We start from the raw sequence: 22,842 nt of genomic DNA on the forward strand, positions 1-22,842 counted from the left end.
CGCAGCACGTCATCGACGGCCCGGCCGCACACCGCAGGGGCGGTGCGCGGCCGGGCCGTTCATCGTCTAGGTTGGAGGCGGTGGGGGCTGTTACGAGAGGAATGGGCTGAATTCGCTGATGACTGCTGAAGGCCGCACCCGGCTCGACCAGATGCCCGAATGGCAGGCGCTGTCCAAGCACCGCGAGGAGTTCGGCGGCACCCATCTGCGGCAGCTGTTCGCCGACGACCCCGCGCGCGCGGAGCGCTACACCGTACGGGTCGGGGATCTGTATCTGGACTACTCCAAGCATCTGGTCACCGACGAGACCCTGCGCCTGTTGCAGCAACTCGCCGAGGCGGCGGGCGTGACCCGGCTGCGGGACGCCATGTTCGCCGGCGAGAAGATCAACATCACGGAGGACCGCGCGGTGCTGCACACCGCGCTGCGGACCCCGGAGTCCGCCACCGTCGAGGTCGACGGCGAGAACGTGATGCCCAAGGTGCACAAGGTGCTCACCAAGATGGGCGTCTTCGCCACGAAGGTCCGTGAGGGCCACTGGACGGGCCACACCGGAAAGCCCATCCGCAACATCGTCAACATCGGGATCGGCGGCTCCGATCTCGGCCCCGCCATGGCCTACGAGGCGCTGCGCCCGTACACCCGGCGGGACATGGTCTTCCGGTTCGTCTCCAACGTGGACGGCGCGGATCTGCACGAGGCCGTCCGCGACCTGGACCCGGCCGAGACGCTCTTCGTCGTCGCCTCGAAGACCTTCACCACCATCGAGACCATCACGAACGCCAAGGCCGCGCGCGCCTGGCTGCTCGACGGGCTCGGCGGCGAACAGAGCGCCGTGGCCCGGCACTTCGTCGCCGTCTCGACCAACGCCGAGAAGGTCGCCGAGTTCGGCATCAACACGGACAACATGTTCGAGTTCTGGGACTGGGTCGGTGGACGCTACTCCTACGACTCGGCCATCGGGCTCTCGCTGATGGTGGCCATCGGCCCCGAGCGGTTCGGTGAGATGCTCGCCGGCTTCCACCTCGTGGACGAGCACTTCCGGTGCGCCCCGCCCCAGGAGAACGCCCCGCTGCTGATGGGCCTGTTGGGCGTCTGGTACGGCGGCTTCTTCGACGCGCAGTCCCACGCCGTGCTCCCCTACAGCCACTATCTGTCCCGGTTCACCGCCTACCTCCAGCAGCTCGACATGGAGTCGAACGGGAAGTCGACGGACCGCGAGGGACGCCCCGTCAACTGGCAGACCGGGCCCGTCGTCTGGGGCACGCCCGGCACCAACGGGCAGCACGCCTACTACCAGCTTCTGCACCAGGGCACGAAGACGATCCCCGCCGATCTGCTCGGCTTCGCCGAACCCCTCGCCGAACTGGGCGAACTGCGCGGCCAGCACGATCTGTTGATGGCGAACCTCTTCGCGCAGGGGCAGGCCCTCGCCTTCGGCAAGACCGCCGAGGAGGTGCGGGCCGAGGGCGTGCCCGAGGAGCAGGTGCCGCACCGCACCTTCCCCGGCAACCGCCCGACGACGACGATCCTCGCCGAGGAGCTGACCCCCAGCGTGCTGGGGCAGCTCATCGCCCTCTACGAGCACAAGGTGTTCGTCCAGGGCGCCGTCTGGGACATCGACTCCTTCGACCAGTGGGGCGTCGAGCTGGGCAAGGTTCTGGCCAAGCGGATCGAGCCGGCGCTGACCGAGGGCGCCGAGGTGCCCGGGCTGGACGCCTCCACCGCCGCACTGGTCGCCACCTACCGCTCGATGCGCGGCCGCTGAGGTCCGCGTCCCCCGCGTCGGACGGCCCGGCCCGTACGGACGACGGCAACCCCCGGAACCCGGTGTTCCGGGGGTTTTCGTGTGCGCCGGCTGTTCCCACGCCCGTACAATCGCCGTGCGGGCAACGGCAGTTGGTACGGGGGTGATTTCCGTTGCTGATGACGCTGATCCGTCTTCAGCGCAGACACGGCCGGAGAGTGGCGCCCAAGGACGTCGCGGAACGGCTCTTCCAGCCACCGTGGATGCCGGTGCCCGTCGACCCGTTCATCGAAGGACTCAAACGGTTCCGGGTGATCGCCGGACTGGTGACGGCAGTCGGCGTCTACACCGTCGTCGCGGGCGGCTTCGACTTCGAAGAGGTCATCGAGAACCTGCTCACGGCCACCCTGGTGCTGCTGTTCATCACACCGCTGTCGGTCGGTGTGCTGCTGCTGATCTGGCGGCGCTCCGCACCCATCGGAACGCTGCGGCAGCCCCTGCTGCGCTCGCTGCGGCTGCTGCTGTACTTCGTGGGATCCGCCGTCGCCAGCTTCACGCTGCTGCTGTTCGCGCCCCGCACCGGCATGTTCATCCTGCTGCTGGGACCCGTGGCCCTCTGGGGGCTGGCCTTCGTGGCCTGCGCGGCGGTGCGGCTCAACGCCAACTTCTTCGGCACGGCCGCCGTGCACCGCTGTCTGCCGCCCGTCCTCGCCGCGGTGACCGCCTGGCTCACCGCCGTCCCCGACCTGGTGACCGGTGATCTGCACGGGCTCGGTCTGACGATGGGCGTCGTCTTCATCCTCGGCGCACCGGTGACGGTGACCGCCCTGAGCCTGCTGGAGATGCACCGGCTCCGGCGGCACCTGGGCGTCCGGCTGCTGGGCCACCCGCTGGCGTCCCGCGCCTGAACCGGCGCGGGACGCCCGGGCGTTCACGACAGCGGCGGGTGCAGATCCTCCGGCAGCTGGGCCGCGGCGGCGCGGTCCAGCAGCCACAGGGTGCGGCTGCGGCCATGGACCGCGGCGGCCGGCGCCTGGAGCTCGCCGCCGCCGGTCAGGGCCAGCGCCACGGCGGACGCCTTGTCCTCACCGGCGGCCAGCAGCCACACCTCACGGGCCGCACGGATGGCCGGCAGCGTCAGCGAGATGCGGGTGGGCGGCGGCTTGGGCGCGCCGTGCACGCCGACGACCGTGCGCTCCGTCTCCTGGAGCGCGGGGTGCTCCGGGAAGAGCGAGGCCACATGCGTGTCCGGCCCGACGCCCAGCAGCAGCACATCGAAGGCCGGCACCAGCGGGTGGGCGGGCCCCTCCGCCGGATCCAGCCGTGCTGCGGACGCCAGTTCGGTGGCATAGGCCTCCGCCGCGGCCTCCACATCGGCGCCGTACGGCCCGTCGGACGGGGCCATGGCGTGCACCCGGGCCGGGTCCAGCGGCACCGTGTCCAGCAGGGCCTCGCGGGCCTGGGTGTGGTTGCGCTCGGCGTCGCCCTCGGGCAGGAACCGCTCGTCGCCCCACCACACGTCCAGCCGCGACCAGTCGATCGCGTCCCGCACGGGCGGGGCGGCCAGCGCCGCCAGCAGGGCGTTGCCGTTGCGGCCGCCGGTGAGGACGACGGAGGCGGAGCCCCGCGCCTCCTGGGCCTCGGCCACGCGGGCGCCGAGCCGGGCGGCAGCGGCCTCGGCCAGCTCGTCCTTGCTCTGGTGGACGAGGATCTGCGGCGTGCCGGGGCTCATGAGCGCGTCGCCTTCTTACCGCCGGAGGCACCCTTGGCGGCGCCCCGCGACCGGCCCGTGCCCTCCGAGGAGGCCGAACCGCCCTTGCCGGACGCCTTCTTGGCGCCCGCGCCGCCGGAATCCGCCGTACCGGAATCCGCGCCGGACTCCTCGCCCGAGGCGCCCTTGGCGTCCGCCTTCGCGCCCGCCGCGCCGCCGCCCTTCGCGGGGGCCGGGGTCGCCGAGGCGGCCGGGGTCGGGTGCTGCGGATCGGGCTGGGCGAGCTTGTCGACGCCGAACCTGACCGCTTCCGCGTACGCCTCGTCCGGGTCGAGCCGCCGCAGCTCCTCGGCGATCAACTCGGCCGTGCTGCGCCGCTGGAGCGCCACGTGCCTGTCCGGCTGGCCGGGGACGGCCAGCTCGGCGAGGGTGCCGTCCGGCCGGTCCAGGCAGACCTGCCCGTCTGCCGTCTCCAGGCGGACGGCGGTGATACCCGGGCCCTCGGAGACGCGGCGCTCGACCGGGATGCGCAGCCGCTCGGCCAGCCACAGCGCCAGCAGTTCGCTGGACGGGTTGTACTCCTCGCCCTCGACGACGGCCGAGTGCAGCGTGGAGTGCTTCTGGTCCAGCGAGGCGGCCAGCATGCTGCGCCAGGGCGTGATCCGCGTCCAGGACAGATCGGTGTCGCCCGGCGCGTACGTCTCGGCGCGCCGGCCGAGGGCGCCGACCGGGTCCTCCGTGGCGCGGGCGTCGGTGATCCGGCGCTGGCCCAGGCGGCCCAGCGGGTCCTCGGCGGGGTGGTCCGGCGCGTCGTCCGGCCACCAGACCACGACCGGCGCGTCCGGCAGCAGCAGCGGCAGGACCACGCTGTGGGCGTGCGAGGAGAGTTCACCGTGCAGTCGCAGGATCACCGTCTCGCCGGCGCCGACGTCGCTGCCCATGCGCAGCTCCGCGTCCAGCCGGTGCTGGGCGCGGTCGCGCGGGGAGCGGCCGGGGCGGCGGACGACGACGAGGATCCGCGAGGGGTGCTCCTTGGAGGCGCCACTCGCGGCCCTGAGCGCGTCGTAGTGGTTGCCCTCGTCGGTGACGATGACGAGCGTGAGGACCATGCCGGTCGCGGGGGAGCCGAGCGCCCGGCGCGTCTTGACCAGCTCGGTGTTGATACGGCTGGACGTGGTGTCCGTGAGGTCGATGTTCATGGCCGACGCCAGCTCCGTCCGTCGCGTGCGAGCATCTCGTCGGCGGCCTGGGGACCCCAGGTCCCGGCGGAGTACTGCTCGGGCTTGCCGTGGGTGTCCCAGTACTCCTCGATCGGGTCGAGGATCTCCCAGGAACGCTCGACCTCCTGATGGCGGGGGAAGAGGTTCGCGTCGCCCAGCAGGACGTCGAGGATCAGGCGTTCGTACGCCTCGGGACTGGACTCGGTGAAGGACTCGCCGTAGGCGAAGTCCATCGTCACGTCCCGGATCTCCATCTGGGTACCGGGGACCTTGGAGCCGAACCGGATCGTGACGCCCTCGTCCGGCTGGACGCGGATGACGAGCGCGTTCTGGCCCAGCTCCTGGGTGTCCGTGGCGTCGAACGGCGAGTGCGGCGCGCGCTGGAAGACGACCGCGATCTCGGTGACCCGGCGGCCCAGGCGCTTGCCCGTGCGCAGATAGAACGGGACGCCCGCCCAGCGGCGGTTGTCGATCTCCAGCTTGATGGCGGCGTAGGTGTCCGTCTTCGAGGCCGGGTCGATGCCCTCCTCGTCCAGATAGCCCGGGACCTTCTCGCCGCCCTGCCAGCCGGAGGCGTACTGGCCGCGCACGGTGTGCTTGCCCAGATCCTTCGGCAGCCGGACCGAGTTGAGGACCTTCAGCTTCTCCGTCAGCAGCGCCTTGGCGTCGAACGAGGTGGGCTCCTCCATGGCCGTCAGCGCCAGCAGCTGGAGCAGATGGTTCTGGATGACGTCACGGGCCGCGCCGATGCCGTCGTAGTAGCCCGCACGGCCGCCGATGCCGATGTCCTCGGCCATGGTGATCTGCACGTGGTCGACGTAGCTGCGGTTCCACAGCGGCTCGAACATCGTGTTCGCGAAGCGGACCGCCAGGATGTTCTGGACGGTCTCCTTGCCGAGGTAGTGGTCGATACGGAAGACCTCGGCCGGCTTGAAGACCTCGTGCACGACCGCGTTGAGTTCCTGCGCGGACTTCAGATCGTGCCCGAACGGCTTCTCGATGACGGCGCGGCGCCAGGACTCGGACGAGGTGTCCGACAGCCCGTGCTTCTTCAGCTGGGAGACGACCGTGGGGAAGAACTTCGGCGGTACCGAGAGGTAGAAGGCGAAGTTCCCGCCCGTGCCACGGGACTTGTCCAGCTCGTCGATCGTCGACTTGAGGGTTTCGAACGCCTCGTCGTCGTGGAACTCGCCGGGGACGAAGCGCATGCCCTCGGCGAGCTGCTGCCAGACCTCCTCCCGGAAGGTCGTCCTGGCGTGCTCCTTGACGGCGTCGTGCACAACCTGGGCGAAGTCCTCGTCCTCCCAGTCGCGGCGGGCGAAGCCGACGAGGGAGAAGCCGGGCGGCAGAAGCCCTCGGTTCGCGAGGTCGTAAACGGCCGGCATCAGCTTTTTGCGTGACAAATCGCCCGTGACGCCGAAGATGACCAGGCCCGACGGTCCCGCGATACGCGGGAGCCGCCGGTCCTGGGCGTCACGCAGCGGGTTGGCTGCGTTGCTCAATTCGCTTACGCCTCCTTCGGGGCGAGGCGCTGGAGCTCGGCCTCGGTGGACTTGAGCAGGTCGTTCCACGAGTCCTCGAACTTGCTGACGCCCTCGTCCTCCAGCACCTGCACGACGTCGTCGTAGGAGATGCCGAGCTCGGCGATGGCGTCCAGCACGGCCTGGGCGTCCTCGTAGGAGCCCCGGACGCGGTCCCCGGCGATCTCGCCGTGGTCGGCCGTGGCCTCCAGGGTGGCCTCCGGCATGGTGTTGACCGTGTTCGGCGCGACCAGCTCGGTGACGTAGAGCGTGTCCGGCAGCGAGGGGTCCTTCACACCGGTGGAGGCCCACAGCGGACGCTGCTGGTTGGCGCCCGCCCGCTCCAGCGCCTGCCAGCGGTCGGAGGCGACGACCTTCTCGTACTCCTGGTACGCCAGCCGGGCGTTGGCGACGGCCGCCTTGCTCTTGAGCTTCTTGGCCTGCTCGGTGCCGATGGCCGAGAGCCGCTTGTCGATCTCGGTGTCCACCCGGGAGACGAAGAAGGACGCCACGGAGTGGATCTGCGAGAGGTCCAGACCGAGGGACTTGGCCTTCTCCAGGCCCGCCATGTAGGCGTCCATGACGGCGCGGTACCGCTCCAGGGAGAAGATCAGCGTGACGTTGACGCTGATGCCCAGGCCGATGGTCTCGGTGATGGCCGAGAGCCCCGCCTTGGTGGCCGGGATCTTGATGAAGGTGTTGGGACGGTCCACCAGCCAGGCCAGCTGCCGGGCCTCGGCCACGGTGGCCTTGGTGTTGTGCGCCAGTCGCGGGTCGACCTCGATGGAGACCCGGCCGTCCTTGCTGTCGGTGGCGTCGAAGACCGGGCGCAGCACATCGGCGGCGTCCCGGACATCGGCGGTGGTGATCATCCGCAGGGCCTCGTCGACGGAGACGCGGCGGGCGGCGAGGTCGGAGACCTGCTGCTCGTAGCCGTCACCGGCCGAGATGGCCTTCTGGAAGATCGTCGGGTTGGTGGTGACGCCGACGACGTGCTGCTCGTCCAGCAGTTCGCCGAGGGCGCCCGACGTGATGCGCTTGCGCGACAGGTCGTCCAGCCAGATCGCGACGCCTTCGTCGGAGAGGCGCTTGAGTGCGTCTGTCATGGGATGTGCATCTCCTGAGCTCATATGAGGCTTCTTCTTGTACCGGCTGTACCGGTCGGGGCCGGCCCGGGGCCGGTCGCGTCAGCGCGCGGCGGCCTGCAAGGACTCCTTCGCCGCCAGATGCACGGCCTCGGCGGTGAGGCCGAACTCGCGGAAGAGGACCTTGCCGTCGGCCGAGGCACCGAAGTGCTCCAGCGAGACGATGCGGCCCGCTTCGCCCACGAACCGGTGCCACGTCAGACCCACGCCGGCCTCCACGGCCACCCGCGCCTTGACGGCCGGCGGCAGCACGCTGTCGCGGTACGCCTGGTCCTGCTCCTCGAACCACTCGACGGACGGCATCGAGACGACGCGCGTGGGCACGCCCTGCTCCTGGAGCCGCTCGCGCGCCTCGACGGCGAGCTGCACCTCGGAGCCGGTGCCGATCAGAACGACCTGCGGATTGCCGCCCTCGGCCTCGAACAGCACGTAACCGCCCTTGGCCGCGGCCGGGTTGGCCTCGTAGGTGGGCACGCCCTGACGGGTCAGCGCGAGGCCGTGCGGTGCCGGCGCGGTGCTGTGCCGGCGCATGATCTCCGCCCAGGCGATGGCCGTCTCGTTGGCGTCGGCCGGACGGACGATGTTCAGACCCGGGATGGCACGCAGCGCCGAGAGGTGCTCGATGGGCTGGTGCGTGGGGCCGTCCTCGCCCAGGCCGATGGAGTCGTGCGTCCACACGTAGGTGACGGGCGCCTTCATCAGCGCGGCGAGCCGCACGGCGGGCCGCATGTAGTCGGAGAACACCAGGAAGGTGCCGCCGTACACACGGGTGTTGCCGTGCAGCGCGATGCCGTTCATCGTCGAACCCATCGCGTGCTCACGGATGCCGAAGTGCACGGTGCGGCCGTACGGGTCGGCATTCGGAAGCGGGTTGTCCGCCGGCAGGAAGGAACTGTCGGCGAAAGTGGTGTTGTTCGAGCCGGCGAGGTCGGCGGAGCCGCCCCACAGCTCGGGGACGACCGGGCCGAGCGCCTTGAGCACGGCGCCGGACGCCTTGCGCGTGGCGACGGACTCGCCGACGGGGAAGACCGGCAGCGCCTTCTCCCAGCCGTCGGGCAGGCGGCCGGCCGCGATGCGGTCGAACTCGGCGGCACGCTGCGGGTTGTCCGCACGCCACTTGGCGAACTGCTTGTCCCAGGCGGCGTGTGCGGCCTGGCCCCGGTCCGTCGCCTTGCGGACGTGCGCCAGCACCTCGTCGGAGATGAAGAAGTGCTTGTCGGGGTCGAAGCCGAGGACCCGCTTGGTGGCGGCGACCTCCTCGTCGCCCAGCGCGGAGCCGTGCGCGGCCTCCGTGTTCTGGGCGTTGGGGGCCGGCCAGGCGATGATGGAGCGCGCGGCGATGAACGAGGGGCGCTCCGTCTCCTCCTGGGCCGCCCGCAGTGCGCGGTACAGCGCCTCCGGGTCGAGGTCGCCGTTCTCCTTCTGCTCCACCCGCTGCACGTGCCAGCCGTAGGCCTCGTAGCGCTTGAGCGTGTCCTCGGAGACGGCGGTCGCGGTGTCGCCCTCGATGGAGATGTGGTTGTCGTCCCACAGGACGACGAGGTTGCCGAGCCGCTGGTGGCCGGCGAGCGAGGACGCCTCGGCCGAGATGCCCTCCTCCAGGTCGCCGTCGCCCGCGACGACCCACACCGTGTGGTCGAACGGGGACTCGCCCGCGGCGGCGTCGGGGTCGAACAGGCCGCGCTCGTAACGGGCGGCCATCGCCATGCCGACGGCGTTCGCGATGCCCTGGCCCAGCGGGCCGGTGGTGGTCTCGACGCCGACCGTGTGGCCGTACTCCGGGTGGCCCGGCGTACGGCTGCCCCAGGTGCGGAACGCCTTGAGGTCGTCCATCTCCAGGCCGTATCCGGCGAGGAAAAGCTGGATGTACTGCGTCAGGCTGGAGTGGCCGGCGGAGAGGACGAAGCGGTCCCGACCCGTCCACTCGGGGTCCGTCGGGTCGTGCCGCATCAGCTTCTGGTAGAGCAGGTACGCCACGGGAGCCAGGCTCATGGCCGTTCCGGGATGGCCGTTGCCGACCTTCTGCACGGAATCCATGGCCAGGACTCTCACGGTGTCCACGGCCCGCTGATCCAGGTCGGTCCACTCAAGATCTGTGGTGGTCGGCTTGGTGCTCACCCTGCGTCAGGGCTCCTCTCCACATGTTCGATGGCCGGTGTGTGCGCTCACCGGGCGGTGTCGAGCGTACCTCCGCCGGAACGCGCCACTTTTCGAGCGTTCAGCAACTGGTATCGAGCGGTACCGAGCAGACCTGAAGCAGACCTGAACGGTGCTGGAACGGGGCTGCTCGATGCTGTTCGTCCGACACCGGTGCCGGCCGCCACCGACAGGAGCGCTCGCCGCGTTCCGGCCGACGTCCCGTACAACCGGCGTCGGAAATGTGCTATTCCCAAGGGCTCCCGGCGACGGTTGCACGTCGACTGTCCGTGCGCTCCGTTGCGCCGGGGTACGCCCTTCCAGGCTGCCGCCTGCCGGGCGGATCCGCCTGTTGAACGCGGATACCGGTACGGCTGTGTCGACTTTGTCGACTTTGTTGCTTCACCGGCTCTGCCGGCCGCCTGTTCCACCGCCGCTGTCGCCTCCATGGCCTCCATGGCCTCCAGGCCTCCATTGCCTCTGCTGCCGTTGCCGGCTCCACCGGCTCCGGGGGCCCTGCCGGCTTCGGGGCCTCCGCGGCGCTTCCACCGCGGAGGCGGCCCGCCGCGGACGCGGACCCGCACCTCGGCGCGGGTGCCCCCCGGGCCCTGCTGGGCCCCGCCGGGCGCGCTGGGAGGGCCGCCAACACGGGAGACCCCCATGGCAGGCGAGGAAACGCCAACGTCTAAAGTGGCGTGGTACGCGCGAGCTTGACCGGGCCTGCACGCCTTGTCGCGGGGCTTCCGGCTGTTCGCGGAGTTCTCTTTACAGGCGATCAGGGGTGTCCGTGACGGCCGTCGATTCCCGTTCTGCGGGGGCGCTGGACGACAGCAGCCGCCACCGGCCGTTCGGGGCCAGGGTGAAGGCGTTCATCGCACTCACGAAGCCGAGGATCATCGAGCTGCTGCTCATGACCACCATCCCGGTCATGTTCCTGGCCGCGCAGGGTGTGCCCAATCTGAAGCTCGTGGTGGTCACCTGCCTCGGCGGCTATCTGTCCGCGGGCGGCGCCAACGCGCTCAACATGTACATCGACCGCGACATCGACGCGCTGATGCACCGCACCGAGCAGCGTCCGCTGGTCACGGGGATGGTCAGCCCGCGCGAGTGCCTGGTGTTCGGCATCTCCCTCGCCGTGGTCTCCACCCTGCTGTTCGGGCTGATGGTCAACTGGCTGTCCGCCGCCCTGGCGTTGGGCGCGCTGCTGTTCTACGTCGTCGGCTACACGATGATCCTCAAGCGGCGCACCTCGCAGAACATCGTCTGGGGCGGCATCGCCGGCTGCATGCCCGTCTTCATCGGCTGGTCCGCCGTCAAGAACGAGGTCAGCTGGGCGGCCGTCATCCTCTTCCTCGTCATGTTCTTCTGGACGCCGCCGCACTACTGGCCGCTGTCCATGAAGGTCAAGGAGGACTACGAGCGGGTCGGCGTGCCGATGCTGCCGGTCGTCGCGGGCAACAAGGTCGTCGCCAACCAGATCGTCGTCTACAGCTGGGTGATGGTGCTCGTCTCCCTGCTGCTGTGGCCGCTCGGGTACGTGGGCTGGTTCTACCCCGTCGTCGCGGTGCTGGCCGGCGGCCTGTGGCTGTGGGAGGCGCACGCGCTGCGCGCCCGGGCCCGGGCCGGTCTGACGGGGCCGAAGCTCAAGGAGATGCGGCTCTTCCACTGGTCGATCACCTACGTCTCGCTGGTGTTCATCGCCGTCGCGATCGACCCGTTCCTGCGCTGACGCGGCACGGCTGCGCGAGTCACCGCAGCCGCCGCGCGTTCCGCACAGCTGCCGTGCACAGCAGACGGCCCCCTCACCGCACTCCGCGGTGAGGGGGCCGTTCGCGTGCGTGGGTGCCCGTGTGCGCGCCCGCTCGCGCGTCCGCCGGTTTCAGGCCCGGGCGGCGCCTCCGGAGAGCTGGATGCCGGCCATCCTGCGCCATTCGTAGGGCCCCGTGCGCACCCGGTCGGCCATCTCGCCGTCGAACGTCTCTTTCAGCTCGATGCCCGCCTGCTCGGCCGCCCGTTCGGCGGTCTCCCGGGACGGTGCCATCAGATCCCCCCAGACGCCGTCGCCGCCGACCAGGACGAGGCGGAACCCGATCTGGCCCACGTAGGAGATCTGTCCCTCGGCGCCGCCGTGCTGCCGCGCGAACGCGCCGATCTGCTGGGCGAGCGCGGACGCCCGCTTGCTGCTGTCTGCTGCCATGGAGGCGATGCTACCGGCGGGTAGTCGGCGGGGCGAGGCCGCACGGTGTCCGGACCCGGGCCGTCGAAACGGGCGCCGCACACGCCGACGCCCCGCCGCTCGCGGGGAACAGACGGGGCGTGCGGAGCTGTCGGGTGAGCAGCGGGCGGGGACCCGGCGACGGTCAGCCCGCGGGGGCGGTGGACGGGGCCGGAGCCTCGTCGGCGGCGGTGCGGGACGCCGGTGCACCGGCGGCGACGGCCTCGTGGGCGGCCGGCTCCGTCGCTCCGGGGACGGGCAGGGGCTCCCCGCGGTCGCGCAGCGAGAGCAGGACGCGCAGAACGGCGATCCACACCAGCGTCGAGCCCAGCAGATGCGCACCGACCAGGACCTCCGGCAGGTCGGTGAAGTACTGGACGTAGCCGATGGCGCCCTGTGCCAGCAGCACCAGGAACAGATCGCGTGCGGACCGGCGCGGACCGGGCGGCGCGTCCACGGCGCGCAGCACGAACCACAGCGCCAGCGTCAGGCCGACCACCACCCAGGCGAGATCGGCGTGCAGCTGTGCGACCGTCTTCCAGTCGACCGGCATGCGCGGCACCTCGCTGGTGTCGCCCGCGTGCGGGCCGGCCCCGGTGACGACCGTGCCGGCGGCGATCAGCAGTCCGGAGAAAACGGTCAGGGCCACCACCAGCTGCTTGACCGGCTTGCCCACCAGCGGGCGCGGGGCCGCATCACCCTCGCGGGCGCGCAGCCACGTCAGCGTCGTCACCGTCAGCAGTGACGTCGCCGCGAGGAAGTGTGCCGCCACGGTGTAGGGGTTCAGGTCCATCAGCACGGTGACGCCGCCGATGACGCCGTTGCTCATCACGAGCCAGAACTGTGCCCAGGCCAGCCGGCTGAGCCCCTTGCGGCGCGGCTTCGCGGACCGGCAGGCGACGATGGCCCAGCCGACGGCGGCCGACAGCACCCACGTCATCATGCGGTTGCTGAACTCGACGGCGCCGTGGAAGCCCATCTCCGAGGTGGCCACCAGGCTGTCGTCGCTGCACTTGGGCCAGGTGTCGCAGCCGAGCCCGGAGCCCGTGAGCCGCACGGCCCCACCCGTCACGACGATGATGACGCTCAGCAGCAGCGCGGTGAACGTGGCCCGGTTCAGGGTGCGCTGCGTGGGGGTCCACCGCGCGGCGATGTACGCGATGGGGTTACGTACGACTTCGAGCAGATTCGGCACGGGCCCATCGTAGGCCGCCGCTTGTGCGCGCTTTCACGAGGGGCGGGGTTCGCGGGCCGGGAACGGCCGCCGGGCGGCGCGCCCGGCGGCAGCGCTCACTCCCAGCGGAAGAAGCGTGCGGCGGCGCCCAGACCGAGCACCGCCCAGACGGCGAGGACTCCCAGGTCGCCCCAGGGCACACCCGCGCCGTGCTGGAGAACGGCGCGCAGTCCGTCCGAGAGCGCGGAGATCGGCAGCAGCTGGAGCACGTGCTGCGCCGCATCGGGGAACTTCCCCAGCGGGACGATCACGCCGCCGCCCACCAGCAGCAGGATGAACACCAGGTTGGCGCCCGCCAGGGTGGCCTCCGCCTTGAGCGTGCCGGCCATCAGCAGACCGAGGCCGGAGAAGGCCGCGGTCCCCAGCAGGAGCAGCAGCAGGACGGTCGCCGGGTTCCCGTGCGGCGACCAGCCCAGCGCGAGCGCCACCACCGACAGCAGCAGCACCTGGAGCGCCTCGATCAGCAGGACCGAGCAGGTCTTGGCCGTCATCAGGCCCCAGCGCGGCAGCGGGGAGGCGCCGAGCCGCTTGAGGACGCCGTAGCGCCGCTCGAATCCGGTCGCGATGGCCTGCCCGGTGAAGGCGGTGGACAGCATGGCCAGCGCGAGGATGCCCGGAGCCAGGAAGTCGACACGGGAGCCCGCACCGGTGTCGACGACGTCGACGGTGCTGAAGAGCACCAGCAGCAGTGTCGGGATGATGACGCTCAGCAGCAGCTGTTCACCGTTGCGCAGCTGTGTGCGCACCTCCAGCAGTGCCTGGGCGCGCACCATGCGGCCGAGTGGCGCCGCACCCGGCTTCGGCGCGTAGGTACCGGCGCTCATGAGCGCAGCTCCTTCCCCGTCAGCTCCAGGCTGTGTTCTCCCGGGGGGCGACCCCCCGGACCCCCGGCCGGATCCGGTGCGGGTGTTCACGACCGCAGCTCCTTCCCCGTCAACTCCAGGAAGACGTCCTCCAAGGTCCGGCGTTCGACCGAGATGCGGTCGGGCAGGACGCCGTTCTGGGCGCACCAGGAGGTGACGGTGGCCAGCAGCTGGGGGTCGACGGTGCCGGTGAGGCGGTAGCTGCCCGGGGACAGTTCCACCGCGGCCGTCTCCGCGGGCAGCGCCTTGAGCAGGGAGCTGAGGTCGAGGCCGGGGCGGCCGGCGAAGCGGAGGGTGTTCTCGGCGCCGCCCTTGCACAGCTCGTCGGGCGCGCCCCGGGCGATGACCTTGCCGCCGTCGACGATGGCGACGGCGTCGGACAGCTCCTCGGCCTCGTCCATGTGGTGGGTGCACAGCAGGACGGTGACACCGTCGGCGCGCAGGTCGCGGACGAGGTCCCAGGTCGCGCGCCGGGCCTGCGGGTCCAGACCGGCGGTCGGCTCGTCGAGGAAGACCAGCTCGGGGCGGCCGACGAGGGCCAGGGCCAGCGCGAGCCGCTGCTGCTGGCCGCCGGAGAGCCTGCGGTAGGGCGTGCGGCCGCAGCTGCCGAGGCCGAGGCGTTCGACGAGCGCGTCCACGTCCAGCGGGTGGGCGTGCAGCCGGGCCATGTGGCGGAGCGTCTCCTCGGCGCGTGCCGTCGGGTAGATGCCGCCGCTCTGGAGCATGACCCCGATCCGGGGGCGCAGCTGTGTGCCCTGTGCGACGGGGTCGAGACCCAGGACGCGGACCGTGCCGGCGTCCGGGCGCCGGTAGCCCTCGCACGTTTCGATGGTGGTGGTCTTGCCCGCTCCGTTGGGGCCGAGGAAGGCGGTGACGGCGCCGCGTTCGACGGTGAGATCGAGACCGTCGACGGCGGTGCTGTTTCCGTAGCGCTTCACCAGCCCGGCGACTTCCACAGCCGCTGAACTTCCCATGGGGAGCAAGTCTAAGGAGCCCGGTGCCGTGCCCGGTCCGGGGGCGGCCCGGCGCAGCTGCGGAGTAAGGCCCGCCTTACGTGACGCACCCCATGAGAGCTGGTCACAGACACGGGTTGCCGCGCTACGCGGAATTAAGCAACAATGACGTTGTGAAAAAGAGGGGCACGGCGCGGGAGGACCGTCCGATGGCCGCACGGGCCACCGGTGGGGCACCCGTGTCCTCGTCCCCGGATGAACAGAGCGGCACGAGGAACAGGGTCGCGCGTTCCATTCTCGACCACGGCCCGTCCACTGCGGCCGAGCTGGCGAAGCGTCTGGAGCTGACCCAGGCGGCGGTCCGCCGCCACCTCGACGCCCTCGTCGCCGAAGGAGTGGTCGAGCCCCGTGACAAGCGGGTCTACGGCTCCCGTGGCAGGGGACGGCCCGCCAAGGTGTTCGCGCTGACGGACTGCGGGCGCGACGCCTTCGACCAGGCCTACGACCAGCTCGCCGCCGACGCCCTGCGGTGGATCGCCCGCACCGCGGGCGGCGGCGAGGTGGGCGACGCGGCCGTGGCGGCCTTCGCCAGGGCACGCGCCGAGGCGCAGGCGGAGAAGTACCGCACGGCGCTGGAGAGCGTCCCGCCCGAGGAGCGCGTCAGGGTGCTGGCGGCGGCCCTCTCGGCGGACGGGTACGCTGCCACAGCACGCAGTGCTCCCGCCCCGGCCCCGGGCCACCCGGCGGCTCCGGCACCTCCGGAGCAGAGCCCAGGAGGGGAGCAGCTCTGCCAGCACCACTGCCCGGTGGCGCACACCGCCGAGCAGTTCCCTCAGCTGTGCGAGGCGGAGACCGAGGTCTTCTCCCGTCTGCTCGGCACTCACGTCCAGCGCCTGGCGACGATCGCGCACGGCGACGGGGTGTGTACGACGTTCGTCCCGCGGGCGCAGTCGCACCCGCCGGACGCCAGGGACAGACCCGCCTCGTCGGCGCCGTCGGCACCCGCAGAACCACCAACAGAGACCAGCAACGCCACCACTGTGAACGAGGCCGGGAGGAACCCCGCATGACCGCTCCGACGGAGACTGCTCACCCCGAGCTTGAGGGGCTGGGCAAGTACGAGTACGGCTGGGCCGACCCCGACGCCGCCGGCGCCGCGGCCAAGCGCGGCCTCTCCGAGGACGTCGTCCGCGACATCTCCGAGAAGAAGAACGAGCCGGACTGGATGCTGAAGCTCCGGCTCAAGGGCCACAAGCTCTTCGAGAAGAAGCCGATGCCCAACTGGGGATCGGACCTCTCCGGTATCGACTTCGACAACATCAAGTACTTCGTCCGGTCCACCGAGAAGCAGGCCCAGACGTGGGAGGACCTGCCGGAGGACATCAAGAACACCTACGACAAGCTCGGCATCCCCGAGGCGGAGAAGCAGCGCCTGGTCGCCGGTGTCGCCGCGCAGTACGAGTCGGAGGTCGTCTACCACCAGATCCGTGAGGACCTGGAGAAGCAGGGCGTCATCTTCCTGGACACCGACACGGCGCTGCGCGAGCACCCGGAGCTGTTCCAGGAGCACTTCGGCACCGTCATCCCGGCCGGTGACAACAAGTTCGCCGCGCTGAACACGGCGGTGTGGTCCGGCGGTTCGTTCATCTACGTGCCGAAGGGCGTGCACGTCGACATCCCGCTCCAGGCCTACTTCCGGATCAACACCGAGAACATGGGCCAGTTCGAGCGGACGCTGATCATCGTCGACGAGGACGCCTACGTGCACTACGTCGAGGGCTGCACGGCGCCGATCTACAACTCGGACTCGCTGCACTCGGCCGTCGTCGAGATCATCGTCAAGAAGGGCGGCCGCTGCCGCTACACGACGATCCAGAACTGGTCGAACAACGTCTACAACCTGGTCACCAAGCGCGCCGTCGCCTACGAGGGCGCGACGATGGAGTGGGTCGACGGCAACCTCGGCTCCAAGGTGACGATGAAGTACCCGGCCGTCTACCTGATGGGCGAGCACGCCAAGGGCGAGACGCTGTCCGTCGCCTTCGCCGGCGAGGGCCAGCACCAGGACGCCGGCGCCAAGATGGTGCACATGGCGCCCCGTACGTCCTCGAACATCGTCTCCAAGTCGGTGGCCCGCAGCGGTGGCCGTACCTCCTACCGCGGGCTGATCGAGATCGGTGAGGGCGCCGAGGGCTCGAAGTCCAACGTGCTGTGCGACGCGCTGCTCGTGGACACGATCTCCCGTTCGGACACCTACCCGTACGTCGACGTCCGCGAGGACGACGTGACGATGGGCCACGAGGCGACCGTCTCCAAGGTCAGCGACGACCAGCTCTTCTACCTGATGAGCCGCGGTCTGTCCGAGGACGAGGCCATGGCGATGATCGTGCGCGGCTTCGTCGAGCCGATCGCCAAGGAGCTGCCCATGGAGTACGCCCTGGAGCTGAACCGGCTGATCGAGCTGCAGATGGAAGGCGCGGTCGGCTAGCCGCGGCGGCTGCGCCGGACGTTTCTTCCGCAGGCCGCCGAGGAGGCGGCCGTACCCTCGCCGCGCCGGCCGAGCGCCCCCGGTCCCTCGGCCGGGAGGTGCCACCGGCGGCCGGGGAAAGACTTGGATTTGAGCCCAGAAAGCGAGCAGTACGGATCCCATGGCTGAGGCCCAGAACATTCCGGTCGGTTCCAACACCACCGGCTCGATCGCGGTGGCCGCTGAGTCCACCACCGCCACGAGGATGAGCGCGCCGCCGTCCTTCGACGTGGCGGACTTCCCGGTGCCGCACGGCCGCGAGGAGGAGTGGCGGTTCACGCCGCTCGACCGGCTGAAGGGCCTGCACGACGGCTCCGCACAGGGGACCGGCGCGATCAAGGCCGAGGTGTCGGCGCCCGAGGGCGTCACCGTCGAGTCGGTCTCGCGGGACGACGCACGCATCGGCCGTGCCGGCAAGCCCGTCGACCGTGTGGCGGCGCAGGCGTTCTCCTCCTTCGAGAAGGCCAGCGTCATCTCGGTGCCCAAGGACGCGGTGCTGTCCGAGCCGGTGCGGGTGACCCTGCACGGCGAGGGCGGTGTCACCTACGGGCACACGGTGTTCGACATCGGCGCCTTCGCGGAGGCCGTCATCGTCATCGACCACACCGGTGACGGTGTGCGCTCGGCGAACGTCGAGTTCGTCCTCGGGGACGGCGCCAAGGTCACGGTCGTCTCCGTGCAGGACTGGGACGACACCGCCGTGCACTGCTCGCAGCACAACGCGCTGGTGGGCAGGGACGCCACGTTCAAGTCGGTCGTGGTGACCTTCGGCGGCGACCTGGTCCGGCTCAACCCGCGGGTCAACTACGGCGGCCCGGGCGCCGAGGCCGAGCTGTACGGCCTGTACTTCACGGACGCCGGGCAGCACCAGGAGCACCGGCTGTTGGTCGACCACGACACCCCGAACTGCCGCAGCAACGTGGCCTACAAGGGCGCCCTCCAGGGCGACGACGCGCACGCGGTGTGGATCGGTGACGTGCTCATCCAGGCCCCGGCCACCGGTACCGACACCTACGAGCTGAACCGCAACCTGGTGCTGACCGACGGTGCGCGCGTCGACTCGGTGCCGAACCTGGAGATCGAGACGGGCGAGATCGTCGGCGCGGGCCACGCCTCGGCGACCGGCCGCTTCGACGACGAGCAGCTGTTCTACCTGATGGCCCGCGGTATCCCGGAGATGGAGGCGCGCCGGCTGGTGGTGCGCGGCTTCTTCGCGGAGCTGGTCCAGCAGATCGGGCTCCCCGATGTGGAGGAGCGCCTCATCGCCAGGATCGAGGCGGAGCTGGAGGCGTCCGTCGCATGAGCGAAGAGAGTTTCGTACGGGCAGCGGCGCTGGGTGACCTGGAAGAGGACACCCCGCTGCGGGTGGAGCTGGGCGGTGTCCCGGTCTCCATCGTCCGTACGGAGGGCGAGGTGTACGCGATCTACGACATCTGTTCGCACGCGAACGTCTCGCTCTCCGAGGGTGAGGTCGAGGACTGCACCATCGAGTGCTGGCTGCACGGCTCGCGCTTCGACCTGCAAACCGGCAAACCCACCGGGCTGCCCGCCACCCGCCCCGTTCCCGTCTACCCCGTCAAGATCGAAGGGGACGGCCCTGAAGCAGCAGTGCTCGTCTCCGTCACACAGGAGTCCTGAAGTCCCCATGGCAACGCTTGAGATCAACGACCTGCACGTCTCCGTCGAAACCGAGGGCGGACCGAACGAGATTCTGCGCGGCGTCGACCTGACGGTGAAGCAGGGCGAGACGCACGCGATCATGGGGCCGAACGGCTCCGGGAAGTCGACGCTCGCCTACTCGCTGGCCGGTCACCCCAAGTACACGATCACCGGTGGCTCGGTGAAGCTCGACGGCGAGGACGTCCTGGAGATGTCCGTCGACGAGCGCGCCCGCGCCGGCGTCTTCCTCGCCATGCAGTACCCGGTGGAGGTGCCCGGCGTCTCCGTCTCCAACTTCCTGCGCACCTCGGCCACCGCCATCCGCGGTGAGGCCCCGAAGCTGCGTACCTGGGTGAAGGAGGTCAAGGAGGCCATGGAGCGGCTCTCCATCGACCCGTCCTTCGCCGAGCGGAACGTCAACGAGGGCTTCTCCGGCGGTGAGAAGAAGCGCCACGAGATCCTCCAGCTGGAGCTGCTGAAGCCGAAGATCGCGATCCTGGACGAGACCGACTCCGGCCTCGACGTGGACGCGCTGCGCGTGGTCTCCGAGGGCGTCAACCGCGTCCGCGAGTCCGGCGAGGTCGGCACCCTGCTGATCACCCACTACACGCGGATCCTGCGCTACATCAAGCCGGACCACGTGCACGTCTTCGCCAAGGGGCGCATCGCCGAGTCGGGCGGCCCCGAGCTGGCCGACAAGCTGGAGGAAGAGGGCTACGAGGAGTACGTGAAGGGCGGTGCCACTGCGTGACGGAAGCCCGTCAGGGACTCCCTGGCCTCCTCGACACCGAGGCGATCCGTAAGGATTTCCCGATCCTGGACCGCCAGGTCCACGACGGCCGCAAGCTCGTCTATCTGGACAACGCGGCGACCTCGCAGAAGCCGACCCAGGTGCTGGATGCGCTGGCCGGCTACTACGAGCGCCACAACGCCAATGTCCACCGCGGTGTGCACGTGCTCGCCGAGGAGGCCACGGCGCTCTACGAGAGCGCGCGCGACAAGGTCGCCGCGTTCATCAACGCGCCCAGCCGGGACGAGGTGGTGTTCACCAAGAACGCCTCCGAGTCGCTCAACCTGGTGGCCAACATGCTCGGCTGGGCCGATGAGCCCTACCGCGTCGAGCAGGGCACCGAGATCGTCATCACGGAGATGGAGCACCACTCCAACATCGTTCCCTGGCAGCTGCTGGCGCAGCGCTCGGGTGCGGAGCTGAAGTGGTTCGGGCTGACCGACGAGGGTCGGCTGGATCTCTCGCCGATCGACGAGCTGATCACGGAGCGCACCAAGGTCGTGGCGCTCACGCTGGTCTCGAACATCATGGGCACGCACAACCCGGTCGAGACCATCGTGCGCCGCGCCCAGGAGGTCGGCGCGCTGGTCGTCGTGGACGCCTCCCAGGCGGCGCCGCACATGGTGCTGGACGTCCAGGCGCTCCAGGCCGACTTCGTGGCCTTCACCGGCCACAAGATGTGCGGTCCGACGGGTATCGGTGTGCTGTGGGGCCGCCAGGAGCTGCTCAACGACCTGCCGCCGTTCCTCGGCGGCGGGGAGATGATCGAGACCGTCACGATGCACTCGTCGACGTACGCGCCGGCGCCGCACAAGTTCGAGGCCGGCACCCCGCCGGTCGCGGAGGCGGTCGGGCTCGGTGCCGCCGTGGACTATCTGTCCGCGATCGGCATGGAGCGCATCCAGCAGCACGAGCACGCGCTGACGGAGTACGCGGTGCGCAGGCTCCAGGAGATCCCCGATCTGCGCATCATCGGCCCGGCCACGGCCGAGGACCGCGGTGCGACGATCTCCTTCACGCTCGGGGACATCCACCCGCACGACGTGGGTCAGGTGCTGGACGAGCAGGGGATCGCCGTCCGGGTGGGGCACCACTGTGCGCGCCCCGTCTGCCTGCGGTACGGAATTCCCGCGACGACGCGAGCGTCGTTCTATCTGTACTCCACGCCGGCCGAGGTGGACGCCCTGGCCGACGGGCTGGAGCACGTACGGAATTTCTTCGCTTAGGGGCTGTCGGTGAAGCTGGACTCGATGTACCAGGACGTGATCCTGGATCACTACAAGAACCCGCACGGACGGGGGCTGCGCGACGGCGATGCCGAGGTGCACCACGTCAACCCGACGTGCGGGGACGAGATCACCCTGCGGGTGCGGTACGAGGGCGGGACGGTCAAGGACGTCTCGTACGAGGGCCAGGGCTGCTCCATCAGCCAGGCCAGCGCCTCGGTGCTCAACGAGCTGCTGGTCGGCAAGGAGCTGAGCGAGGCCCGCAGGATCCAGGAGACCTTCTTGGAGCTGATGCAGTCCAAGGGGCAGCTGGAGCCCGACGACGCCATGGAGGACGTGCTGGAGGACGCCGTCGCGTTCGCCGGCGTCTCCAAGTACCCGGCGCGTGTGAAGTGCGCCCTGCTGAGCTGGATGGCCTGGAAGGACGCCACGGCGAAGGCGCTGGGGACCACCGAAGCCGACGCGGCCAAGGAGAAGACCGCATGACCGAGATGACCACCAAGCCCGCGAGCGAGGACGAGGTCCGCGAGGCCCTCATGGACGTCGTCGACCCCGAGCTGGGCATCGACGTCGTCAATCTGGGCCTCATCTACGGGATCCACATCGACGACGCGAACGTGGCCACGATCGACATGACGCTCACCTCGGCGGCCTGTCCGCTGACGGACGTCATCGAGGACCAGGCGCGTTCGGCGACCGAGGGCATCGTCAACGAGATGCGGATCAACTGGGTCTGGATGCCCCCGTGGGGCCCGGACAAGATCACCGACGACGGCCGGGAGCAGCTGCGCGCGCTCGGCTTCAACGTCTGAGGCCCGGGCCGGGAGTTCCCGTTCCGCTGACGGCCGTGTCCGCCGGTTTCCCACCGGCGGGCACGGCCGTCACGCGTTGCGGGGCGGATCCGTGCGCTGGTGTGTACGGGCGTACGCAACGTTGTGTACAGTCGTACGCATGACCTATGTGACGCTGGCGGCCGCGATCCTCGCCGAGGTGCTGGGGACGACGTCGATGAAGTTCAGTGAAGGCTTCACCCGGCTCTGGCCGTCGCTGGCGACGGCGGCGGGCTATGTGGTGGCCTTCGTGCTGCTCGCGCAGACGCTCAAGTCCATGTCCGTCGGAACGGCCTACGCCATCTGGTCCGGCGCCGGGACGGCCGTGATCGCGCTGATCGGGATGGTGTTCATCGGCGAGGCCGTCACCGCGGCGAAGGTGCTCGGACTGCTGCTGGTGATCGCCGGGGTCATCGTGCTCAATCTGGGGGGTGCGCACTGATGGGCCGCCGCTACGACCCGGAGCGGCGGCAGCGGATCATCGACGCGGCCATCCGGATCGTCGAACGCAAGGGCATCGCCGGGCTGAGCCACCGCAGTGTGGCGAGCGAGGCCGATGTGCCGCTCGGCTCCACCACCTACCACTTCGCCGGCCTGGACGAACTGCTCGTCGCAGCCCTGGAACAGCTCGTGTGCGAGCCGCAGAGCGCACTCAAGGACTGGCACGTCGACCACGGCGGCGCGGCGGCCGGCGAGGGCTTCCTGGACGTGCTGACCCGCGTGCTGGAGGAGTACGCCTCCGGCGGCCGCGGCCGGATCCGGCTGGAGTACGAGCTGTACCTGGAGGCGCTGCGCCGGCCCGCGCTCCAGCCGGTGGCCGCCGCCTGGCTGGACGACATGACCCGGCAGCTGCACCGGTACACCGGCGATCTGGGCACGGCCCGCGCCCTCACCGCCGTCATCGACGGGCTGCTCCTCCAGTACCTGCTCACCGACCGCTCCTTCGACCGGGACGAGGTCCGGGGCGCCCTGGCCCGCGTCGTTGAGGGGCCCGAGCAAGCTGTGCAGCGCAGGTGAGCGGTGGTCCGCGGGCCGGGCGCGGTTCGTCATCCGGGCCCCGGTCCGG

Annotated in this window: 22 protein-coding genes; 13 read left to right on the top strand and 9 right to left on the bottom strand. The window is 70.4% G+C overall.

The window, feature by feature from the left end; genetic code table 11:
• The first annotated feature begins 118 nt into the window (after positions 1-118).
• Together pgi and SCA03_RS21165 are read left to right on the top strand one after the other, a co-directional pair.
• Complete coding sequence (gene pgi, locus SCA03_RS21160) at positions 119-1,768, top strand: glucose-6-phosphate isomerase (RefSeq protein WP_086815127.1); 1,650 nt, start codon at positions 119-121, stop codon at positions 1,766-1,768.
• Between the two features lie 158 nt (positions 1,769-1,926).
• The gene (locus SCA03_RS21165; protein ID WP_141275570.1) at positions 1,927-2,655 is read left to right on the top strand and encodes a hypothetical protein; all 729 of its coding nucleotides are present in this window, start codon (positions 1,927-1,929) and stop codon (positions 2,653-2,655) included.
• Positions 2,656-2,678: 23 nt separating this feature from the next.
• On the opposite strand, the gene pgl is transcribed toward SCA03_RS21165, so the two are convergent.
• From pgl to tkt, 5 genes are all read right to left on the bottom strand, one after another.
• Positions 2,679-3,479 carry a 6-phosphogluconolactonase gene (gene pgl / locus SCA03_RS21170; RefSeq protein ID WP_030881462.1) on the bottom strand — a complete coding sequence of 267 codons (801 nt, stop codon included), beginning with the start codon at positions 3,477-3,479 and terminating at the stop codon, positions 2,679-2,681.
• Positions 3,476-4,657: a glucose-6-phosphate dehydrogenase assembly protein OpcA gene (gene opcA, locus SCA03_RS21175; protein ID WP_086815125.1), complete on the bottom strand. Its 1,182-nt coding sequence runs from the start codon at positions 4,655-4,657 to the stop codon at positions 3,476-3,478. The genes pgl and opcA overlap by 4 nt, the downstream gene beginning before the upstream one ends.
• Positions 4,654-6,180 (bottom strand): glucose-6-phosphate dehydrogenase, encoded by a 1,527-nt coding sequence (gene zwf, locus SCA03_RS21180; protein WP_030881465.1) that lies wholly within the window; start codon positions 6,178-6,180, stop codon positions 4,654-4,656. Before zwf ends, opcA begins: the two co-directional genes overlap by 4 nt.
• 5 nt (positions 6,181-6,185) lie before the next feature.
• Positions 6,186-7,304 (bottom strand): transaldolase, encoded by a 1,119-nt coding sequence (gene tal / locus SCA03_RS21185; protein WP_030881468.1) that lies wholly within the window; start codon positions 7,302-7,304, stop codon positions 6,186-6,188.
• 81 nt (positions 7,305-7,385) lie between these two features.
• Positions 7,386-9,461 (bottom strand): transketolase, encoded by a 2,076-nt coding sequence (gene tkt / locus SCA03_RS21190; RefSeq protein WP_086815124.1) that lies wholly within the window; start codon positions 9,459-9,461, stop codon positions 7,386-7,388.
• Positions 9,462-10,260: 799 nt separating this feature from the next.
• On the opposite strand from tkt, the gene SCA03_RS21195 reads away from it, so the two are divergent.
• Positions 10,261-11,208 carry a heme o synthase gene (locus tag SCA03_RS21195; RefSeq protein WP_030881474.1) on the top strand — a complete coding sequence of 316 codons (948 nt, stop codon included), beginning with the start codon at positions 10,261-10,263 and terminating at the stop codon, positions 11,206-11,208.
• Between the two features lie 150 nt (positions 11,209-11,358).
• Here the strand turns inward: SCA03_RS21195 and SCA03_RS21200 are convergent, their stop codons facing one another.
• From SCA03_RS21200 to SCA03_RS21215, 4 genes are all read right to left on the bottom strand, one after another.
• Positions 11,359-11,676, bottom strand: a complete 318-nt coding sequence (locus tag SCA03_RS21200) for a hypothetical protein (RefSeq protein ID WP_030881478.1) — start codon at positions 11,674-11,676, stop codon at positions 11,359-11,361.
• 163 nt (positions 11,677-11,839) lie between these two features.
• Positions 11,840-12,889 carry a COX15/CtaA family protein gene (locus SCA03_RS21205; RefSeq protein WP_086815123.1) on the bottom strand — a complete coding sequence of 350 codons (1,050 nt, stop codon included), beginning with the start codon at positions 12,887-12,889 and terminating at the stop codon, positions 11,840-11,842.
• 95 nt (positions 12,890-12,984) lie between these two features.
• Positions 12,985-13,752 (bottom strand): ABC transporter permease, encoded by a 768-nt coding sequence (locus tag SCA03_RS21210; protein WP_086815122.1) that lies wholly within the window; start codon positions 13,750-13,752, stop codon positions 12,985-12,987.
• 86 nt (positions 13,753-13,838) lie between these two features.
• Positions 13,839-14,765: an ABC transporter ATP-binding protein gene (locus SCA03_RS21215; RefSeq protein WP_086815121.1), complete on the bottom strand. Its 927-nt coding sequence runs from the start codon at positions 14,763-14,765 to the stop codon at positions 13,839-13,841.
• A gap of 188 nt (positions 14,766-14,953) precedes the next feature.
• On the opposite strand from SCA03_RS21215, the gene SCA03_RS21220 reads away from it, so the two are divergent.
• From SCA03_RS21220 to SCA03_RS21265, 10 genes are all read left to right on the top strand, one after another.
• A complete protein-coding gene (locus SCA03_RS21220) occupies positions 14,954-15,814 on the top strand; it encodes a helix-turn-helix transcriptional regulator (RefSeq protein WP_030881489.1) in 861 nt (286 codons plus the stop codon).
• A complete protein-coding gene (gene sufB / locus SCA03_RS21225; RefSeq protein WP_030881492.1) occupies positions 15,811-17,232 on the top strand; it encodes a Fe-S cluster assembly protein SufB in 1,422 nt (473 codons plus the stop codon). Before SCA03_RS21220 ends, sufB begins: the two co-directional genes overlap by 4 nt.
• 160 nt (positions 17,233-17,392) lie before the next feature.
• The gene (gene sufD, locus SCA03_RS21230) at positions 17,393-18,574 is read left to right on the top strand and encodes a Fe-S cluster assembly protein SufD (protein WP_030881494.1); all 1,182 of its coding nucleotides are present in this window, start codon (positions 17,393-17,395) and stop codon (positions 18,572-18,574) included.
• Positions 18,571-18,909 (top strand): non-heme iron oxygenase ferredoxin subunit, encoded by a 339-nt coding sequence (locus tag SCA03_RS21235; RefSeq protein WP_030881497.1) that lies wholly within the window; start codon positions 18,571-18,573, stop codon positions 18,907-18,909. Before sufD ends, SCA03_RS21235 begins: the two co-directional genes overlap by 4 nt.
• 7 nt (positions 18,910-18,916) lie before the next feature.
• Positions 18,917-19,681 (top strand): Fe-S cluster assembly ATPase SufC, encoded by a 765-nt coding sequence (gene sufC / locus SCA03_RS21240; protein ID WP_030881499.1) that lies wholly within the window; start codon positions 18,917-18,919, stop codon positions 19,679-19,681.
• Complete coding sequence (locus tag SCA03_RS21245; RefSeq protein ID WP_030881502.1) at positions 19,678-20,946, top strand: cysteine desulfurase; 1,269 nt, start codon at positions 19,678-19,680, stop codon at positions 20,944-20,946. The genes sufC and SCA03_RS21245 overlap by 4 nt, the downstream gene beginning before the upstream one ends.
• Before the next feature lie 9 nt (positions 20,947-20,955).
• A complete protein-coding gene (gene sufU, locus SCA03_RS21250; RefSeq protein ID WP_030881505.1) occupies positions 20,956-21,432 on the top strand; it encodes a Fe-S cluster assembly sulfur transfer protein SufU in 477 nt (158 codons plus the stop codon).
• Positions 21,429-21,758, top strand: coding sequence for a metal-sulfur cluster assembly factor (locus SCA03_RS21255; RefSeq protein WP_030881507.1), 330 nt, complete (start codon positions 21,429-21,431; stop codon positions 21,756-21,758). The genes sufU and SCA03_RS21255 overlap by 4 nt, the downstream gene beginning before the upstream one ends.
• Before the next feature lie 139 nt (positions 21,759-21,897).
• The gene (locus tag SCA03_RS21260) at positions 21,898-22,218 is read left to right on the top strand and encodes a DMT family transporter (protein WP_030881510.1); all 321 of its coding nucleotides are present in this window, start codon (positions 21,898-21,900) and stop codon (positions 22,216-22,218) included.
• A complete protein-coding gene (locus SCA03_RS21265; RefSeq protein WP_030881512.1) occupies positions 22,218-22,793 on the top strand; it encodes a TetR/AcrR family transcriptional regulator in 576 nt (191 codons plus the stop codon). The genes SCA03_RS21260 and SCA03_RS21265 overlap by 1 nt, the downstream gene beginning before the upstream one ends.
• Positions 22,794-22,842: the final 49 nt, after the last annotated feature.

Source organism: Streptomyces cacaoi, assembly GCF_006539165.1.
In the GTDB taxonomy this organism is placed as follows: domain Bacteria; phylum Actinomycetota; class Actinomycetes; order Streptomycetales; family Streptomycetaceae; genus Streptomyces; species Streptomyces cacaoi.

Coding starts and splice junctions, on each gene's coding strand:
- pgi (WP_086815127.1), top strand. CDS start 119: ATGACTGCTGAAGGCCGCACCCGGCTCGACCAGATGCCCGAATGGCAG.
- SCA03_RS21165 (WP_141275570.1), top strand. CDS start 1,927: ATGACGCTGATCCGTCTTCAGCGCAGACACGGCCGGAGAGTGGCGCCC.
- pgl (WP_030881462.1), bottom strand. CDS start 3,479: ATGAGCCCCGGCACGCCGCAGATCCTCGTCCACCAGAGCAAGGACGAG.
- opcA (WP_086815125.1), bottom strand. CDS start 4,657: ATGAACATCGACCTCACGGACACCACGTCCAGCCGTATCAACACCGAG.
- tal (WP_030881468.1), bottom strand. CDS start 7,304: ATGACAGACGCACTCAAGCGCCTCTCCGACGAAGGCGTCGCGATCTGG.
- SCA03_RS21200 (WP_030881478.1), bottom strand. CDS start 11,676: ATGGCAGCAGACAGCAGCAAGCGGGCGTCCGCGCTCGCCCAGCAGATC.
- SCA03_RS21210 (WP_086815122.1), bottom strand. CDS start 13,752: ATGAGCGCCGGTACCTACGCGCCGAAGCCGGGTGCGGCGCCACTCGGC.
- SCA03_RS21215 (WP_086815121.1), bottom strand. CDS start 14,765: ATGGGAAGTTCAGCGGCTGTGGAAGTCGCCGGGCTGGTGAAGCGCTAC.
- SCA03_RS21220 (WP_030881489.1), top strand. CDS start 14,954: ATGGCCGCACGGGCCACCGGTGGGGCACCCGTGTCCTCGTCCCCGGAT.
- sufB (WP_030881492.1), top strand. CDS start 15,811: ATGACCGCTCCGACGGAGACTGCTCACCCCGAGCTTGAGGGGCTGGGC.
- sufD (WP_030881494.1), top strand. CDS start 17,393: ATGGCTGAGGCCCAGAACATTCCGGTCGGTTCCAACACCACCGGCTCG.
- SCA03_RS21235 (WP_030881497.1), top strand. CDS start 18,571: ATGAGCGAAGAGAGTTTCGTACGGGCAGCGGCGCTGGGTGACCTGGAA.
- sufC (WP_030881499.1), top strand. CDS start 18,917: ATGGCAACGCTTGAGATCAACGACCTGCACGTCTCCGTCGAAACCGAG.
- SCA03_RS21255 (WP_030881507.1), top strand. CDS start 21,429: ATGACCGAGATGACCACCAAGCCCGCGAGCGAGGACGAGGTCCGCGAG.
- SCA03_RS21260 (WP_030881510.1), top strand. CDS start 21,898: ATGACCTATGTGACGCTGGCGGCCGCGATCCTCGCCGAGGTGCTGGGG.
- SCA03_RS21265 (WP_030881512.1), top strand. CDS start 22,218: ATGGGCCGCCGCTACGACCCGGAGCGGCGGCAGCGGATCATCGACGCG.